Raw genomic sequence first — 18909 nt, 5'->3', positions numbered from 1 at the left:
GCATGAGCGAAGAAAATACGTACGACTCAACGAGCATTAAAGTGCTGAAAGGCCTGGATGCCGTACGCAAACGTCCCGGTATGTACATTGGTGACACCGACGATGGCAGCGGTCTGCACCACATGGTGTTCGAGGTGGTCGATAACTCGATCGACGAAGCATTGGCCGGTCATTGCGACGACATCAGTATCATCATCCACCCGGACGAATCCATCACCGTGCGCGACAACGGTCGTGGCATTCCGGTAGACGTGCATAAAGAAGAAGGCGTCTCGGCAGCCGAGGTCATCATGACCGTGCTGCACGCCGGCGGTAAATTCGATGACAACTCCTATAAAGTATCCGGCGGTCTGCACGGTGTAGGTGTGTCGGTTGTAAACGCCCTGTCCGAAGAACTGATCCTGACCGTTCGCCGTAGCGGCAAGATCTGGGAACAGACTTACGTCCACGGTGTTCCGCAAGAGCCGATGAAAATCGTTGGTGAGAGCGGGTCCACCGGTACGCAGATCCACTTCAAGCCTTCGGCTGAAACCTTCAAGAACATCCACTTCAGCTGGGACATTCTGGCCAAGCGGATTCGTGAGCTGTCCTTCCTCAACTCCGGTGTCGGCATCGTCCTCAAGGATGAGCGCAGCGGCAAGGAAGAGCTGTTCAAGTACGAAGGCGGTCTGCGTGCGTTCGTTGAATACCTGAACACCAACAAGACTCCGGTCAACCAGGTGTTCCACTTCAACGTCCAGCGTGAAGACGGCATCGGCGTGGAAATCGCCCTGCAATGGAACGACAGCTTCAACGAGAATCTGTTGTGCTTCACCAACAACATTCCTCAGCGCGATGGCGGCACTCACCTGGTGGGGTTCCGCTCGGCACTGACGCGTAACCTGAACACCTACATCGAAGCGGAGGGTCTGGCGAAGAAACACAAAGTCGCCACCACCGGTGACGATGCCCGTGAGGGCCTGACCGCGATCATTTCGGTCAAGGTGCCGGATCCGAAGTTCAGCTCACAGACCAAAGACAAGCTGGTTTCTTCCGAAGTGAAGACCGCGGTCGAACAGGAAATGGGCAAGTATTTCTCCGACTTCCTGCTGGAAAACCCGAACGAAGCCAAGCTGGTTGTCGGCAAGATGATCGACGCGGCCCGTGCTCGTGAAGCGGCGCGTAAAGCCCGCGAGATGACCCGTCGTAAAGGCGCGCTGGATATCGCCGGTTTGCCGGGCAAACTGGCTGACTGCCAGGAAAAAGACCCTGCCCTCTCCGAACTGTACCTCGTGGAAGGTGACTCTGCTGGCGGCTCCGCCAAGCAGGGACGCAACCGCAAGACCCAGGCGATTCTGCCCCTCAAGGGCAAGATCCTGAACGTCGAGAAGGCACGTTTCGACAAGATGATCTCTTCGCAAGAAGTAGGCACCTTGATCACCGCGCTGGGCTGCGGCATCGGCCGCGACGAGTACAACATCGACAAGCTGCGTTATCACAACATCATCATCATGACCGATGCTGACGTCGACGGTTCGCACATCCGCACCCTGCTGCTGACCTTCTTCTTCCGTCAGCTGCCGGAGCTGATCGAGCGTGGCTACATCTACATCGCTCAACCGCCGTTGTACAAAGTGAAGAAAGGCAAGCAAGAGCAATACATCAAAGACGACGACGCCATGGAAGAGTACATGACGCAGTCGGCCCTGGAAGATGCGAGCCTGCACTTGAACGAGGAAGCACCGGGTATCTCCGGAGAAGCCCTCGAGCGTCTGGTGAATGACTTCCGTCTGGTGATGAAGACCCTCAAGCGTCTGTCGCGCCTGTACCCGCAGGAACTGACCGAGCACTTCATCTACCTGCCAGCGGTGAGCATGGACCAACTGTCCGATCACGCAGCGATGCAGAACTGGTTGGCCCAGTACGAAGTTCGCCTGCGCACCGTCGAGAAATCCGGCCTGGTCTACAAAGCCAGCCTGCGTGAAGACCGTGAACGTAACGTCTGGCTGCCAGAGGTCGAACTGATCTCCCACGGCCTGTCGAACTACGTCACCTTCAACCGCGACTTCTTCGGTAGCAATGACTATAAGACCGTCGTTTCGCTGGGCGCTCAGCTGAGCACCTTGCTGGACGAAGGCGCTTACATTCAGCGCGGCGAGCGCAAGAAAGCCGTCACCGAGTTCAAGGAAGCCCTTGAATGGTTGATGGCCGAAAGCACCAAGCGTCACACCATCCAGCGATACAAAGGTCTGGGTGAGATGAACCCGGATCAGCTGTGGGAAACCACCATGGATCCAGGCTCGCGCCGGATGCTCAAAGTGACCATCGAAGACGCCATTGGCGCGGACCAGATCTTCAACACCCTGATGGGTGATGCGGTCGAACCACGCCGTGACTTCATCGAAAGCAACGCCTTGGCAGTCTCTAACCTGGACTTCTGATCCGTTGTAGGCGGGCAAAGTTGTTCGCCATATCAGTCAAAGTTAAGTGGTTCGGCTAAGGTTAATCGCCCACTGCCCTCATGACAAAACCCCGGTTGACTGAAAGGTCTGCCGGGGTTTTGTCCTTGAAGGGAGGGAGTATTTTCGGGTCTCAAATGGTTACGGCTTGTACAATCTAGCCAATTGCTCTTTTGATCTGTCCGAGAAGTTGTTATGGCTGTCATTTTTGGCTATCTAGGGGCCTTCTGAACTAATTAGTCCATGGCTGACTAGCTTCATCTCGTGACACTGGAGACCTGCTTTTATTCCGAGCGATTCCAGTAGGGCCTCACCAAACTGAAATTTGACGCATTTCATCGGTTTTACATCAGCGAATGCTCCCCGTTGCTTAAGGAAGGCTTGTATGAGCACCACTCCCGAGGTTGGACAGCTTGTCGTAGTACGCAAGCGCCCGTTTGTAGTCACTGAGGTGATCCCCGCTGCCCCTGGCTTTTCCGGACAGCAAAACCAGAAGTGCAACTTGGTTAAGCTGTCCTCTGTCGAAGACGACGGCCTTGGGGAGGAGCTTCAGGTCTTCTGGGAACTAGAGCCAGGCACAGCAGTGTTTGAAAAGTCTAAGCTTCCTGATCCTGTCAGTTTTGACCACCCCAAACGGCTTGAGGCATTTCTTGATGCGGTGCGCTGGGGAGCGGTTTCTCAGGCGGATGACAAGGCACTTCAATCGCCGTTCCGCAGCGGCATCGAGATTGACGAGTACCAGTTGGATCCGGTGGTACGAGCGCTGTCGATGCCACGGGTCAACCTGCTGATTGCAGATGACGTTGGTTTGGGTAAAACCATCGAGGCAGGTCTGGTCGTACAGGAGATGATCCTGCGTCATCGCGTGCGATCCGTGCTGATCGTATGCCCCTCCTCCCTGCAAGTTCAGTGGAAGGAAGAAATGCGCGACAAGTTCGGCCTTGAGTTTCGCATCATCGATAGCGAGGCCATCAGCCAGCTTCGGCGAAAACGCGGGATCCATGTGAATCCCTGGACGCACTTCCCTCGACTGATTACATCCGTCGATTTCCTCAAGCGCGAGCGGCAGCTGCGGAGTTTTCGGGAAACCCTACCTGCCGGTGATCAACCGGCATTCCCGCGGGCATATGATCTGATGATTGTGGACGAAGCCCACAACGTAGCTCCATCTGGCCGTGGAAAGTATGCGACCGACTCGATGCGCACTATGGCAATTCGCTCTCTCGCACCGCATTTCGAACACAAACTATTCCTTTCAGCTACGCCCCACAACGGCTACCGAGAGAGCTTTGCTGCCCTGCTGGAGCTTCTAGACAACCAGCGCTTCGCACGAGCTGTGACCCCTGACCGGGCTCAGCTCGAAGCAGTGATGATTCGCCGTATGAAGTCCGAGCTAAAGCTACGCTGGGACGGCAGCCGACGTTTTGCCGAGCGTATGGTGAGGCACTTGGAGGTGACATACACCGCGGAGGAGCGTCATGCCCACCTAGCCCTGAAACGGTATTCTGAGTTGCGACTGAAAAGTGCGATATCGGACGGCCAACGAATGGCCGCAGAATTCGTGCTCAAGCTGCTCAAGAAACGTCTGTTCTCTTCTCCCGCTGCATTCGGCATCACCCTTGAAAAGCATATGGAGACTGTCGGTGCCAACAAGGCAACCTATAGCGCGATAAAAGATATCGACGACTACTCGGATGATTACGCGGACGATGAGGAGTACGAGGTTGTAACCTTCGAGGTCGTGAGCTCCGCCAGCCAAACGCTTTCGCCGCTTGAGGCAGAGGAACAGGGTCTGCTAAATCAGCTTCGCGACTATGCCAATAAGGTCTCCCGTCGCCCGGACTGCAAGGCTCAGAGGCTGATCGACTGGCTGAACGCCACCCTACGAACGAATGGCAGTTGGAATGAAGAACGAGTAATCATCTTCACCGAATATCGCGCCACCCAGAAGTGGCTGTTCGATTTGCTGGCGCGCGAAGGGTTGGCCAGCGAGGGGCGACTGGAAATGATCTACGGCGGCATGCCCAATGAGCAGCGAGAGACAATTAAGGCAGCGTTCCAAGCCCACCCGAAAGAAGCAGCGGTACGTATTTTGTTGGCAACCGATGCGGCTTCAGAAGGTTTGAACCTGCAAAACCATTGCTCGCGGCTGATCCACTTCGAAATTCCGTGGAACCCCAACCGTATGGAGCAACGCAATGGTCGTGTTGATCGCCATGGGCAGAAGGCCAATGAGGTAAGTATTTATCATTTTGTTGGCCGCGGTTTCGACAGCGTGAGTCCATCAGACAAGGTCGGTGAGTTAGAGGCAGACCTTGAGTTCCTGATGCGCGCGGCGCTCAAGGTAGAGACCATCCGAGAGGATCTGGGCAAGGTGGGCCCGGTAATCGCCAGCCAGGTTGAGGAAGCAATGCTGGGGCGGCGAAGTCGCCTGGATACCAGCCGTGCCGAGCAGGAAGCAGAACCCGTTCGACAGATGCTCAAATTCGAACGCAAACTGCGCGAGCAACTGGAAAAACTGGCCGCTCAACTGCACGAGACGCAACACGAGCTGAATCTCACCCCTGAGCACATTGAGAACGTAGTCCGTGTCGGTCTGGAGCTGGCCGAACAGCCTGCACTTATTCCATTTGAGGTCGAAGGTATCTGGCCGGATCCGCTGGGAGTGCGCAAAAGCAGTCCAGCCTTTCAGCTACCAGCGCTTTATGGCAGCTGGGAACAGTGTGCCGATGGTTTACGGCACCCACACACCGATAAAGTGCGCCCCATCGTCTTCGATCCAGCGCTCGCTCATGGGCGCGACGACGTTGTTCTGGCTCACTTGAATCATCGTCTGGTGCAGATGTGCTTGCGTTTGCTGCGAGCAGAAATCTGGTCGTTGGGTAGCACCACCAAGCATTTGTCTCGCGTGTCAGCCTGCGTGGTAGATGACTCAGATCTAACGCATCCGACGGTGATTGCCCACGGTCGTATTGTGGTTCTCGGTGGAGACAACCATCGCCTACATGAGGAAATCATCATCTCTGGTGGCGCGCTGATCGAAGGGCGTTTCACCCGTCTCAATGTCGGGGAAACCAAAGCAGCATTTGCCACGGCGACTGACTACCCCGTACCTCCAGTCATCGAAACCCGCTTCCAGTCGCTCTGGGAGAAAAACAAGGACTCGTTGCGTAGCGCTCTTGATGCCCGAATGGCGGAGAGAACCAAGAATCTTGAAAAAATCCTCGACGAACTCGCCGAGAAAGAAGTGAACAAGCTAAAGGCCGTGATGACTGAACTGCAGCGCAGTATCCAGGCAGAGTTGGATCGGAAAGATGGTGTCCAGCTCATACTTGACTTGGGTGGCGATGAACCTGGCAAGCAGCAACGCGAGCGTGATCTGTCTGCTCTGCGCCGTCGCCTAACTGAGATTCCCGATGAAATCGCTCTCGAGTCCGAGCATATTCGCTCGCGTTTCGCCAACCCCAGTGCCCGATTGTTCCCTGTAGCGGTGACCTGGCTTATCCCTCGTAGGGCTGTATTGGAAATTACAGGAGGTAAACTGTGAGCGTTTCCCGTCACCATGCCGACTGGCTGAATCTGGTCGAACATTCTGGCCCCTTCTTTTCTCTGCCTGTTCTTTCCAGGGTCTTTTCCAACGGTCTTGATCCACGGGATACCTCGCAGGCCAAGCGACTGCGTGAAGCCTACGAGCTCTGGCAAGACAACCCGGCAGCTCCCGGAAAGCAACATGCCTGGGTCATGCATGTGCTCACCGAGCTCCTGGGCTACCCGGAGAAGCTGATTGCCGAGAGTCAGGCTATTCCCGCAGGTCTTGAAGCGCGTATGGCGGAAATGGGTGAAACCCTTCGTCCAGATATTGCTTTGCTGACCCCTATTGGGCGTGAAGGTGCGGGGCAAGCTCAAATGCTGATCAGCTTCTACCCACCGGAGCAGCAGCTAGATAAGCCCGTAGTTGGGAAGCATTGGAAAGCCACTCCTGCAACTCGAATGATGGAGTTGCTTCATGGCGCGGGCATGCCATTAGGGTTAGCGACCAACGGGGAGCAGTGGATGCTGGTATATGCGCCACGCGGCGAAACCACTGGCTATGCCTCCTGGTACGCCTCCCTATGGCTGGATGAACCCATCACGCTACGTGCTTTCCACTCCTTGCTCGGAACCCATCGCTTCTTTGGCGTTGCGGATGCAAACACTCCGCTGGGCATGCTCAAGGAGAGCGCTAACGACCAGCAGGAAGTGACCGATCAGCTCGGTTACCAGGTACGCGAGGCGGTCGAGGTACTCGTACAGTCCTTTGATGCGCTGGACAAGGAAAGTGGACGGAAGCTGTTGCATGGTGTTGCGGAGTCCGCTCTCTACAATGCCGCCCTTACCGTGATGATGCGTTTGGTTTTCCTGTTCTCGGCGGAAGAACGGGGTATGTTGCAGCTAGGCAAGCCTCTCTACGACGACAACTATGCTGTTTCGACCCTGCAAGAGCTGTTGCAGGAGGTGGCCGACCGTTACGGTGAGGAAGTGCTTGAGCGTCGCACTGATGCCTGGGCACGGCTACTGGCCAGTTTCCGTTCCTTGCATGGAGGCGTGCACCATCAGGACTTGTCGATGCCGTCCTATGGTGGTTCGTTGTTTGATCCAGATCGCTACCCATTCCTAGAGGGGCGAGCAGCTGGCACAAGCTGGAAGAGCTCGGTGGCAGAGCCTCTGGCTATTAACAATCGAGTAGTTCTACATCTGCTCAACGCCTTGCAACGCTTGCGGGTGAAGGGTGCTGCCGCGGGTGGCATGGCGGAAACTCGGCGCGTGTCCTTCCGCGCCCTGGGCGTTGAGCAAATAGGACATGTCTACGAAGGTTTGCTTGATCACACCGCTATTTCCGCCAAAGAGCCGGTACTGGGGTTAAAGGGCACCAGTAAGAAGGAGCCGGAAGTAGCTCTCACGACTCTGGAGGGCTTGTTGGCTCAAGGGGAAAACAAGCTAATTGCTTTCCTTAAGGAAGAAACCGGTCGCTCTCCCGCCGCACTGAAGAAGCTGCTGACGGGCAACTCGCTGCTGGATGAGCACAAGCTATTGGTCGCTTGTGGGCAAGACCAAGATCTACTTGGACGAGTACGTCCTTTTGCCTGCTTGGTTCGCGAGGATTCTTTCGAGCGCCCGCTGGTTGTTCTACCGAGAAGCTTCTATGTTACTGCTAGCACGACCCGCCGCAGTACAGGCACCCACTACACCCCACCCTCTCTTACAGAGCCTATTGTGCGCCATACTCTGGAACCGTTGGTTTATCAGGGGCCACCCGAAGGCTTGCCGCGGGAACAGTGGAAGCTTAAATCTCCCAAGGAAATCCTCGAACTCAAGGTCTGCGATATGGCCATGGGCTCCGGGGCCTTTCTTGTGCAGGTCTGCCGCTACCTAGCTGAGCGTTTGGTTGAAGCTTGGGAAAGCGAAGAGCGTGAGCATCCAGATGAAGTGTTGATCACCCCCGAAGGAGGGTTCTTTAAGGGCAAAGGCAATGAGCGGCTGATTCCAGGCGATCCTGGAGAGCGTTTGGCGATTGCCCGCCGAGTGGTTGCTGACCGCTGTTTGTATGGGGTGGACATAAACCCTATGGCTGTGGAAATGGCCAAGCTGTCACTGTGGCTGATCACCATGGATCCGAAGCGTCCCTTTAGCTTCCTGGATCATGCTTTCAAGTGTGGTGATTCGTTGATGGGTATCACCTCCACTGATGAGCTCGATTGGTTCTACATTGACTCGCACAGTGGCCAGCAACGCTTAGGAGGCTGTGCCGGGCTAGTTTCTGAACTGGCAGCGTTACGCTTACAGCTAGAGGCTTTGCCTAGCGAAACCCCGATAGATATTGAGCATAAGTCTGCCTTGCTTAAAGAGGCACATGCGCGTGCCTGGCAACTACATATCTTGGCCGACATATTGGGGGCAGCACGTCTGTATCATCCCAAGGCTAAAGCGCGTAAGGCATATCTGGAAACAGCTGCCCTGTCCGATATCGGATCCTTAGAAGCTGAAGCTCAGCAGCTACTTGCTCATCATCGCCCCATGCATTGGGCTCTGGAGTTTCCTGAAGTCATCGGTCTAGGTGGATTTCATGCTTTCGTGGGCAATCCGCCGTTTGTGGGTGGAAAGAAAATCTCCGGAGCACTAGGTACCGACTACCGTGAGTTTCTAGTCGACTGCGTTGCTAACGGAGCAAAAGGCAATGCCGATCTCTGCTCCTATTTTTTTCTGCAAGCCGGTCAACTTTTACGACGGGACGGCGTGGCCGGGCTACTGGCTACCAATACCATCGCCCAAGGCGATACCCGCGAAGTAGGTTTGGATCAATTGCTGGCAGATGGTTTCACTATTCCCCGCGCTGTGCCCTCAGCAACCTGGCCTGGTGTAGCAGCGCTCGAAGTTGCTCACGTTTGGCTACGTAAAGGCGACTGGAAAGGGGATTATATTCTCGACGACGCAACGGCACCTGGCATCACCGCCTTACTCACCGCGCCGGGCCGGGTTACCGGTAATCCATTTCGGCTGAAAACCCACGAAAATACATCGTTCCAAGGTTCAATTGTTCTCGGGATGGGCTTCGTGCTTTCGCAAGATGAAGCCATCGCACTGATCGAACGAAACCCGAAAAACCGCGACTGCCTGTTTACCTATCTCAACGGCGACGATCTAAATTCCCGTCCAGACCAGTCACCTAGTCGTTGGGTAATCAACTTCCACGATTGGCCGCTTAATCGGTTGGGTACAGGGCAGTGGCTTGCTGCGAGCGAAAAGCAGCAAAAGGAGTGGCTGCGTAGCGGCATCGTTCCGGGGGATTACCCCGGTTCAGTTGCGGCAGATTACCCGGAGCTGCTAGCTATTGTGGAGGAGAGGGTAAAACCAGAGCGCACACGGAAAAACGAAAAGGATGATTATCAGCTTCGTTATCCACTGTATCTGAAGTGGTGGATATACGCAGACAAACGTCCAGAGCTTTACGCCACTATTGCCAAGATGGGGCGTTATCTCGTACACCCGCTTACCAGTAAACACCACAATCTTGTTTTCTATAAACCAGGCCAGGTTGCAAGCCACATGACAGTTGTGCTGGCAATTGACTCGTGGGCGGATTATGCAGTCATTCAATCCGAACTGCATTGGAAGTGGGCGTTAGCGTATGGAAACAAGCTTGAAAATCGACCCCAATACACACCAACTGACTGCTTCGAGACTTTCCCTTTCCCACTTGCTCAAGACGGACTTGGATCCATTGGTGAGCGTTACTATGCCCATCGACAGTCCATCATGCAGTTTAGTGAGGAGGGGCTCACGCAAACCTACAACCGGTTCCATAACCCGGCTGAGACCAGCTCTGACGTTATAGAACTGCGTCGCCTGCATGTCGAAATGGATCAGGCAGTTATCGCAGCCTACGGCTGGCAAGACCTCAATCTAGGCCATTGTTTCCACGAAACCAAACAAGGTATTCGCTACACCATCTCCGAAGACGCTCGCCGCGAAATTCTTGATCGCCTACTGGAGTTGAACCATCAGCGCTACGCTGAAGAAGTGGCCGCTGGGTTGCATGAAAAGAAGAGAGTCAAGGTAGCTAGCTCTGGCAAACAAGGTCGCAAGCCTTCCCAGGTAGAAAACACTCAGGCGGATTTATTCTCCTAGCCGTGGGATACCTAGAAAGTGAGTATCAATGCTTTGCTGGATGTCGGCTAAGTTGAGCACGTTGGCGAGCGGTGTAGCGCTCAGGTCAGGATCAGGTAATAAGATTGGCATCAGGCCGGTTGAATCGTTAGGAATCAGTCATGGCAGACGGTAGTAATCCCAGCAGCACTATTCAGAAGTTGATCACTCCGCATGATCAGTACATCCGCGCAGTGTTCAGCACACAGCGCTCGTACTTCATCGATATCTATCAACGTGAGTACAAATGGACAGAGCAGCAGGTCAAGACCCTGCTCAACGACCTTGAGGTGCGTTTTGAACTAGGAAACCGCGGTCGCACGGCACCCAAGGAAATCCAGCAGGATGTGCTGGAGCATTTTGAACCGTATTTTCTCAATACCTACCTCACCCACAGCTCATCGGCGGCGACCAGCATTGTTGATGGTCAGCAGCGTCTGACCACACTGCTGCTGATCCTAATCAGCCTCTACCGCACCCTGCAAAAGGTTGAGGATTGTGCTGAGTCGCAAGGCAAGACCTTTAAGGCTAGCGCACTCAAGCCGCTGATCTTCGAAGAAGATGATTTTGGCGATGCGACGCGATTTAAGATCTACAACCCTAACCGCGAAGCACAACTCAGAGCTTTGGTGGAGGGTGCGGACTATGCGCCGGTTGATGAAACCCAGAAGCGTCTTAAGGAAAACTTTGCCACTATCAGCACCTACTTCGAGGGCTTTTTCTGTAGCTCGAACTACCCCAGTGGCTACGATCTGGTCAAGCTGACCTATTATATTTCCTATTTGTTGGATCGGGTCACCATCGTTGAGATCCGCATTGAGCGGCAGGACAATGTGGCGATGATCTTCGAGGTAGTTAACGACCGCGGCTTGGGGCTCAAGCCCTACGAGATCCTCAAGGGCAAGCTGATCGGCAATCTACCTGCTAAGGAGAAGGAGGAGTCCAACAAAATTTGGGTGGCACTCCAAGATCTTTACTACCAGACCGAATTGCGCCACACGTCGGAAAGCAGCATCGATCTGGATGATTTCTTCCGCATCTATTTCCGCTCCAAATTCGCCAGGAGCGCAGACGACTACAAGGCTTTCGAGAGCGACTACCACTACGAAATTTACCGTCGCCCTGAGCTACGGGCTCACTTCGGAGACTTCAGCGATCACCAGATACTGTTCGAGCGGATAAAGAACGAGGTGAAGTTCTTTGCCAAGCTGTACCAAGAACTGCGAGCGGACTACAGCGCACTGCGACCACATCTCTTTTATAACAAGCTGATCGAGCAGAACCAACAGTACCTGCTGATTATGTCGGCTGTCCGCTTTGACGATCCGCAGCGGGAAGAGAAAATCTGTACTATTTCAGCGAAATTCGATCAGCTGCACGTAATTCTGCGTGTATTGGGTCTTTATGAAAGTAATGCCTTCCAGCGCTTGATCTACACGCTGAACGAAAGCCTACGCAACAGGCCGCTTGATGAGTGCCGGCAGGTTTTCGATGACCTAGTGATCAAATACCTGAAAGAAGAAGAGCGTCTGGATCGCGAATTCTCCGGCACGGTAGCGGACATTTTCACTTTTGAACGATTCAAGGGCGCTCGTAACAGTTGGACTAACTTCAGCAAGTACCTACTGATGCGCGTTGATCGCTGGCTGGGCGATTTACTAGACAAACCGAGCTACTGCAAAGGGCCTTTCAGCGAGATCGAGGAACGGTTCAACCGGAGTAACCGCCGTCGTTATGGTATGCATCTTGAACACATATATGCCTATAACGATGCCAACCGAGGTTTGTTTACCGACCCTGAGACCGGCGTTTTCGACGAGTCCGGCTTTGAGCAGACACGTAACCATTTGGGCATGGTGCTGCTGCTCAAGGATCTGCAAAACATAAGCAGCAGTAACGACCTTTATAGCGACAAGATCAGCGATTACGCGATGAGTGATCTGATTTGGAACCAGCTGTTGGTGGGTCATTTGCCCAACGTGGACATCAAAGTACTGCCTACGGCGCTTCAGGTTGACGCAATTAGTGCGGACGAAGTGGGTGCGTTTCCGAAAGACCAGGTTGAACAGCGGCAACGGCTGTTTTTTGAGGCCTTGAAAGCAATTTGGGAGCAAGTATGAGTACATCTGTCACTCCAGCGGTGCAACCTGTGCTGGCCAGCAAGAAGCCTTGTGAAATTCGCGATGAGCTGATGCAGATGGTCATCAGCGATTTGATGGGCCCTGCTGGAGGTTCAGATGAAGAGCTGAGCCGATTTGAAGATCATGCCTACCAGCGCTACTTAGTGGGCATGCTGGCTCCGAAGGATAGCCAGGTTGCCAATAGCGAGCTGGATGAGCTGGCGGCCACAGATGGCAATGATGGTGAAGAAGGGGGATCAGACTCTGGAGTGCCGGCAGGCAGTACGTATTTTCCGTCTTCAATGGGTTTGAGCTTTGTGGTTGCGGCTGATGCTGAGGCTATTGCCATTGAGGCTGAATGGGGCCAGTACCTACGGATAAAGAGTGACACCCAGGAAAACAACGATGGCAAACCGGCGAATGTCTGGAAACGAAAACCGGTAATTACCGAGCCACTTTTGCTGGCATTGACCAATGGGGTCATCCATCCGCAGGAACTGCATCCCGAACACCCCCTGGTACAGCTGCAAGGGCGTATGCGCCTGACCAGTGATGGCTGGGTAGTTACTCTGTTCATGGTCAACTTGCAACCCGAGCGCACTCGTCGAGGTGAACCTAAGGACGAGGTATGGGTGTTTCAGCCGAAACTCAAGGTTCGCAGTGTCGATCACAGTCCTGTCTTTGTGCAACGTAAGGGCAGAAAGACGGATCTCTCCAAGATGGATCCGTTGACCCGCGAAGAAACTGAAACGCTGGAAATGCTATATCGGCATCAGCGCGAGTTTGCTGTCGGGCACGGGATTTCCGTACATGCAACTTTGCCCGAATCTCTGGCTGAACGTGCAACCCAAGTTGAGACGGAGTGGGTACCCGTATTTGAAGTTGCACAGCAAACGCCTCGTTCTGAGGCTGATGATGAAAATCTGGCTGGCCTGACCATGGACATGAAGGCGCTGGCCAATCTACCAAAAGAAGGGCTTATCGCCTCGTTGCGACATATCGAGACGGCATACCGCGTGTGGATCAAGATTGAGCAGACAAAGCTGACGCTGCCAAGCGAAATGCTGGGAGAGCACTCATCTGCCGCCAATCTTGCCATTCAGCGCTGTACCCGTGCCCTCCAGAGGATTAAGGCTGGTATTGACCTGATCGAACATAACCCGCTGGCGGAAGAGGCATTCCGCTTCGCAAACCGAGCGATGTGGCAGCAGCGTATTCACTCCATTTTCTCGCGCAAGGTGCGTAAGAAGGACATGCAGGCAAGTGATGATATTGCCTCGCTGGATATTGACAAAAACCGTAGTTGGCGTCTATTTCAGATGGCGTTTATTCTACTGAACCTCCCTAGCCTTACGGATCTGCATCATGCTGATCGCAGTCACGAGACCGATGCGGTAGCCGACTTGCTTTGGTTCGCTACAGGTGGTGGTAAGACTGAAGCGTATCTGGGCTTGACGGCATTCATCTTGGCGCTTCGCCGGCTGCAAGGCGAGATTGAGGGGCGTAGCGGAGAGCACGGTGTTGCGGTGCTGATGCGCTACACGTTGCGCTTGCTGACTCTTCAACAGTTTCAGCGTGCAACCGCACTGATCTGCGCCTGCGAAATTATTCGGCGCGAGGATGTCGCCAAATGGGGCGAAACACCATTTCGCCTTGGTTTATGGGTGGGTAGTCAAACTACGCCCAATACCTTGGCCAAAGCCGCTAGCTCTCTTCGTGAAAAAAATCTTGGAGGTCGCCCTTCCGGTGGCGGGACGCCTCATCAAATACAGTCATGTCCGTGGTGTGGCAGTGAAATCAGAGAGCACCATCTCCGCGTATACGAGGCGCCTAGTGATATTGGGCGATGCGTGACTTACTGCGGCGATAGCGAAGGAAATTGTACTTTTACTGAGCGTCAGTCGCCTAAGGAGGGACTACCAGTCATGGTAGTGGACGAAGAAATCTATCGTCGCCCTCCATCCTTGTTGATTGCGACGGTGGACAAGTTTGCTCAAATGCCATGGCGTGGTGAGACCCAAATGCTGTTTGGCAAAGTGAATGAAGTTTGTCCGCGTCACGGCTTCCTGTCCTCTGATGTTACTGATGGGCAGTCTCATCCGGCGCGCAATGGACTGCCCTCAGCGAAAAACCAGCCGCATAACTACCTTCGTCCACCAGATTTGATCATCCAGGATGAATTGCACCTTATCAGCGGCCCTTTAGGGTCGATGGTTGGATTGTATGAGGCTGCTGTGGACGAACTCTGTACTTGGGAAGTCGATGGCAAAAGGGTTCGCCCTAAGGTAGTGGCCTCCACTGCAACGATCCGGAGAGCTCCTGATCAAGTGCAAAAGCTATTCGTCCGCAAGCTGGAGGTCTTCCCTCCACAAGGAACCAGCATTCGCGATAGCTTCTTTGCACTCCACCGTGAGGTCAGCCCTGAATATCCGGGGCGTCGTTATCTTGGAGTCAGTGCTTTTGGACGCCGCTACCCAGTGGCAATGATTCGTAGCTACGTTGCCCACATGGCAGCTGCCCAGAAGCTGCATGAGAAATATGGAAACTTAGTTGATCCATGGATGACCCTAGCTGGGTACTTCAACTCCATCCGTGAGTTGGCGGGCACTCGCAGGTTGGTCGAGGACGACATCAAAGCTCGTCTACGTGACGCAGACCAACGTGGATTGGCAAAACGCCGCGTGAGGGCTATCGAAGAGCTAACCTCAAGAAAGTCTGGCACTGATATTCCTCGAATTCTTGAGCGGCTTGAAGCCACCTTTGACCCCGTACTGGAAGCCCAGCGTGCAGCAGAGCGTAAATCCGGGCAAAGGCCAACATCCTCTGTTCCCTACGATGTAATTCTGGCGACCAACATGATTTCCGTTGGTGTGGATATCGAGCGGCTTGGGTTAATGCTGGTCGCTGGCCAACCCAAAAACACCTCGGAATACATTCAGGCCACAAGTCGCGTTGGTCGCTCCGCAGCTGATGGCCCTGGACTGGTATGTACCGTATTCAACTGGGCGCGTCCACGTGACCTTTCTCATTACGAACGGTTTGAGCACTACCACGAGACCTTCTACAAGCATGTTGAAGCGCTTTCAGTTACGCCCTTCTCCGCCCGTGCGCTCGACCGCGGCCTAACGGGTGTTTTGGTCGCGTTGGTTCGTTTGGGTGAAGAGAAACTGAATGGAAATCTCAAGGCCGGTACGCTGGAAGACACTGAAAAACTCATGGCGCAGGCTTTTCAGCTACTTGCAGCGCGCGGAGTGAATGCAACTGACGATGCAGAGGTTGGCACGCTTATTCGCGAGATGTTGGAAAAACGGCGAGATGAGTGGCTGAAGCGTGTTCATAACCAGAAAGACCACCAGTTGGCCTATAAAGCGGAAGGTGGCTCCACCGTCGGTTTGCTGGAGCAGCCTTCAGAAAATGACTGGGCGATGTTTACCTGCTTGAGCTCACTGCGTGACGTCGAGGGTACAGTGAACTTGGTATTGGATCAGCGCGCTAACGGTCTGCACACGGATTAAGGATTACCCGATGAACGAACTTGGCTCTCTACGCCCAAGCCAGCTGATTTTTACCTTCGGGGTAGGATCGCTAGTGGATCTGCCCAAGATGTCTGCTCTAGTAATGGGGCTGGACGATTGGGATACCCGTTATTGCAAAGAAATCGAAGAGGATCGTCTGGTTGCGGCCATCCAGAAGCGCCTCGGCCCGCAGCTTAACAAGCTGTATATGCCTCCAATCAAGCTGGATAGCATGGATAACGATGTTGCTGCTCCTGCTATCGGTGTTCCAGTTGCACCATTTCCGCGTTGGATGCGCTGTTCGCTCTGCGACACACTGGCCACCGTGGACTCTGGTGTGTTCAAGCTACTTCAAGATCCATACCGCCCCGATAGGACGGAATATGTTCATCAAGGCTGTCTGAAGTCCAAGGGCAACAGACCTCCCTCCGCATTGTCTGTTCGCTTCTTAGTCGCCTGTAAAGAAGGGCATCTAACAGATTTTCCATGGGTGAACTTTGTTCACAAGGGCAAAGTGCCTTGCAAACCGGCCTCGTTGAGCCTTCGGGAGTACGGGGCGTCAGGCGATGCTTCCGACATCGTTGTGAAATGTGAGTCGTGTCAGTCCGAGCGTCGTATGGCAGATGCTTTCGACGAAGATTTTCATTTCTCTTGCTCCGGTCACCACCCTCATTTACGGCTTGTAGAGCCTTCTTGCACCGAAAAAGCAAAGACCATGCTGCTCGGGGCATCCAACAGCTGGTTCCCTATCGCGCTTTCAGCACTTTCTATTCCGCGGGCAACAGACAAGCTCGGGAAAATGGTTGAAGAGCAATGGAGTGAACTAAAAGACACGGAAGATGAAGACGAGCTTCGCTTGATGCGCAAGAGATCTCAGAAATTCCAGTCTTTGATTCCTTTGTTTAGCGACTTCAGTGATGAAGATATCTGGGGCGCCATTGAGCTGAAGAAGAAAGGTATTGGAAAAGCTGCTGCTCCAGCTGAAGACCTCAAGCTGCCTGAATGGGAGGCCTTTTCACATCCGGAAACGGTCGAGCCCAATAAAGACTTTCGGCTAGTTCGTGTCGATCCACCGAAAGGTTTTGAGCACTACTTTGAAGACACTGTGCGGGTTGAGCGCATCCGTGAAGTCCGTGCTTTGATGGGGTTTACTCGTCTTGAGTCCAACGCTGATTTTGCCGAGGCTACCTCATTAAAGGATCTCCGACTTACCAGGCTGAGCAGAGAATCTCCCCGCTGGCTTCCTTCATCAGAGGTTCGCGGAGAAGGTATTTTCTTGCGTATCCGTGAAGAAGTGCTGCTTGAGTGGCAGAAAAGGGATGAGGTTCAGCAGCTTCAGAATGAGTTTCTTGAATCGCATAAAGCTTGGCGGAAATTGAGAAATCTGGAGCCTGGTGAGGGCTTCCCAGGAATTCGCCTAGTATTACTGCATTCACTGGCCCATGCTTTGATGCGCCAGATCGTACTGGATTGTGGTTACACTGTTTGCCGCTGACCGAAAACTGACCCAGTAAAGGCCTGTTTCTGCCGGACTGAAAACTGACCCAGGTGTTCAACTGCTTCTGCTCACTTTTGCGGCAGGAGAACACAGGGTGATCAGCATGGAAATGTGGGAAAAATCCGGCGGGATGTACTTCCGCGACAAAGCTCTCGCTGCATCAGATAAGCCAAGCGTACCGGGCTGTCGAGAAACACCATCCGAAAATGGTCAGAGGCGCCGAAGCAACTCAGCCCGGCTACCAGCGCGCAGCGCAACCTTCAACAAACTCAGCCCATTCCACGAGACGCTGGAACAGGCGCTGAAGGGCGATTCGTTTCCGGGCAAAAGCACAACCGCAGGAGCGCCAAAGGCACTTTTCGAGCAGATCAAGACGAGGGTTATGACGGCGGCTACAGCCAGCTCACAGCGTTTGTGCGTTCGTGGCGAGGTGAGCAAGGCAAGTCTTTACGCGCTTTTGTACCGCTGACGTTTGCACTCGGAGAGGCCTTCCAGTTTGACTGGAGCGAAGAAGGTCTGCTGATCGGTGGCCTGTTTCGACGCATCCAGGTCTCCCACATGAAGCTGTGCGCCAGTCGCGCATTTTGGTTGGTTGCGTATCCCAGCCAAGGCCACGAGATGTTGTTCGATGCCCATACCCGCTCGTTTGGCGCGTTAGGTGGGGTGCCGCGTCGCGGCATCTACGACAACATGAAAACGGCTGTCGACAAGGTCAACAAAGGCAAAGGTCGCACGGTCAATGCCCGGTTTGCCGTCATGTGTGCCCACTACCTATTCGATCCGGACTTCTGCAACGTGGCCTCTGGCTGGGAAAAAGGCATTGTCGAAAAGAACGTACAGGACAGCCGGCGGCGCATCTGGCTCGATGCTCAAAACTGCATGTTCCACACCTTTGAAGAACTGAATGTCTGGCTCGGCCAACGCTGTCGTGCGCTCTGGAGCGAGCTGGTGCACCCGCAGTACAACGGGCTGACGGTGGCGGACGTCCTGGAGTTGGAACGGGTCGAAATGATGCCAATGCCCACGGCCTTTGATGGCTATGTCGAACGCACCGTGCGGGTCTCCAGCACCTGCCTGATCAGCGTGGCGCGAAATCGCTACTCTGTGCCGTGTGAGCGGGTCGGCCAGTGGGTCAGCAGCCGTCTGTATCCTTCCCGGGTGGTTGTCATCGCCGATGAAACGATGATTGCCAGTCACGAGCGCCTCTTTGATCGAGATCAGGTCAGTTTTGACTGGCAGCATTACATCCCTCTCATCGAACGCAAGCCGGGAGCGCTGCGCAATGGCGCTCCGTTTGCCGATCTGCCGAAGCCGTTGATGCTTCTCAAGCGCGGCCTGAGACGGCACAGCAATGGTGACCGAGTCATGACGCAGGTACTGGCTGCTGTTCCCATCGCCGGGCTCGATGCCGTGTTGGTGGCGGTGGAGTTGGTACTGGAATCAGGCAGCTTGAGCGCCGACCACATCCTGAATGTCCTGGCTCGACTGACATCGACAGCAGTCCCTGCGTCCGCCGAAACCAGCCTTCAACTCAAGATAGCGCCTGTCGCCAATACGGCACGCTACGACCGGCTCCGTACCACCGATGAGGAGACTCGCAATGCGTGATCTTATGGCGGAACTCAAAGAACTGCGTCTGCATGGCATGGCCAGCG

At 54.3% G+C, this 18909-nt stretch carries 7 protein-coding genes; all 7 read left to right on the top strand.

Annotated elements, in window-relative coordinates; all coding sequences use genetic code 11:
* Nucleotides 1–2: 2 nt before the first annotated feature.
* The 7 genes from gyrB to istA all read left to right on the top strand — a co-directional run bounded on the left by gyrB (nucleotide 3) and on the right by istA (nucleotide 18862).
* Nucleotides 3–2420 (top strand): DNA topoisomerase (ATP-hydrolyzing) subunit B, encoded by a 2418-nt coding sequence (gene gyrB / locus HK44_RS22525; protein ID WP_019694408.1) that lies wholly within the window; start codon nucleotides 3–5, stop codon nucleotides 2418–2420.
* A gap of 403 nt (nucleotides 2421–2823) precedes the next feature.
* The gene (gene drmD, locus HK44_RS22520; protein WP_019694409.1) at nucleotides 2824–5985 is read left to right on the top strand and encodes a DISARM system SNF2-like helicase DrmD; all 3162 of its coding nucleotides are present in this window, start codon (nucleotides 2824–2826) and stop codon (nucleotides 5983–5985) included.
* A complete protein-coding gene (locus HK44_RS22515) occupies nucleotides 5982–10103 on the top strand; it encodes an Eco57I restriction-modification methylase domain-containing protein (protein ID WP_019694410.1) in 4122 nt (1373 codons plus the stop codon). Before drmD ends, HK44_RS22515 begins: the two co-directional genes overlap by 4 nt.
* Nucleotides 10104–10243: 140 nt before the next feature.
* Entirely contained in the window at nucleotides 10244–12241 is a 1998-nt protein-coding gene (locus tag HK44_RS22510) for a DUF262 domain-containing protein (RefSeq protein WP_019694411.1), read from the top strand.
* Nucleotides 12238–15756, top strand: a complete 3519-nt coding sequence (gene drmA / locus HK44_RS22505) for a DISARM system helicase DrmA (RefSeq protein WP_019694412.1) — start codon at nucleotides 12238–12240, stop codon at nucleotides 15754–15756. Before HK44_RS22510 ends, drmA begins: the two co-directional genes overlap by 4 nt.
* Before the next feature lie 10 nt (nucleotides 15757–15766).
* A complete protein-coding gene (gene drmB, locus HK44_RS22500) occupies nucleotides 15767–17251 on the top strand; it encodes a DrmB family protein (RefSeq protein ID WP_024265131.1) in 1485 nt (494 codons plus the stop codon).
* A 186-nt stretch (nucleotides 17252–17437) separates the two neighbouring features.
* Nucleotides 17438–18862 (top strand): IS21 family transposase, encoded by a 1425-nt coding sequence (istA, locus tag HK44_RS22495; RefSeq protein ID WP_347250233.1) that lies wholly within the window; start codon nucleotides 17438–17440, stop codon nucleotides 18860–18862.
* Nucleotides 18863–18909: the final 47 nt, after the last annotated feature.

The organism is Pseudomonas fluorescens HK44 (genome assembly GCF_000217955.3).
Lineage (GTDB): Bacteria > Pseudomonadota > Gammaproteobacteria > Pseudomonadales > Pseudomonadaceae > Aquipseudomonas > Aquipseudomonas fluorescens_AQ.
Note: the sequence above shows the minus strand (reverse complement) of the source record. Positions and strands in the feature narration are given on the sequence as shown.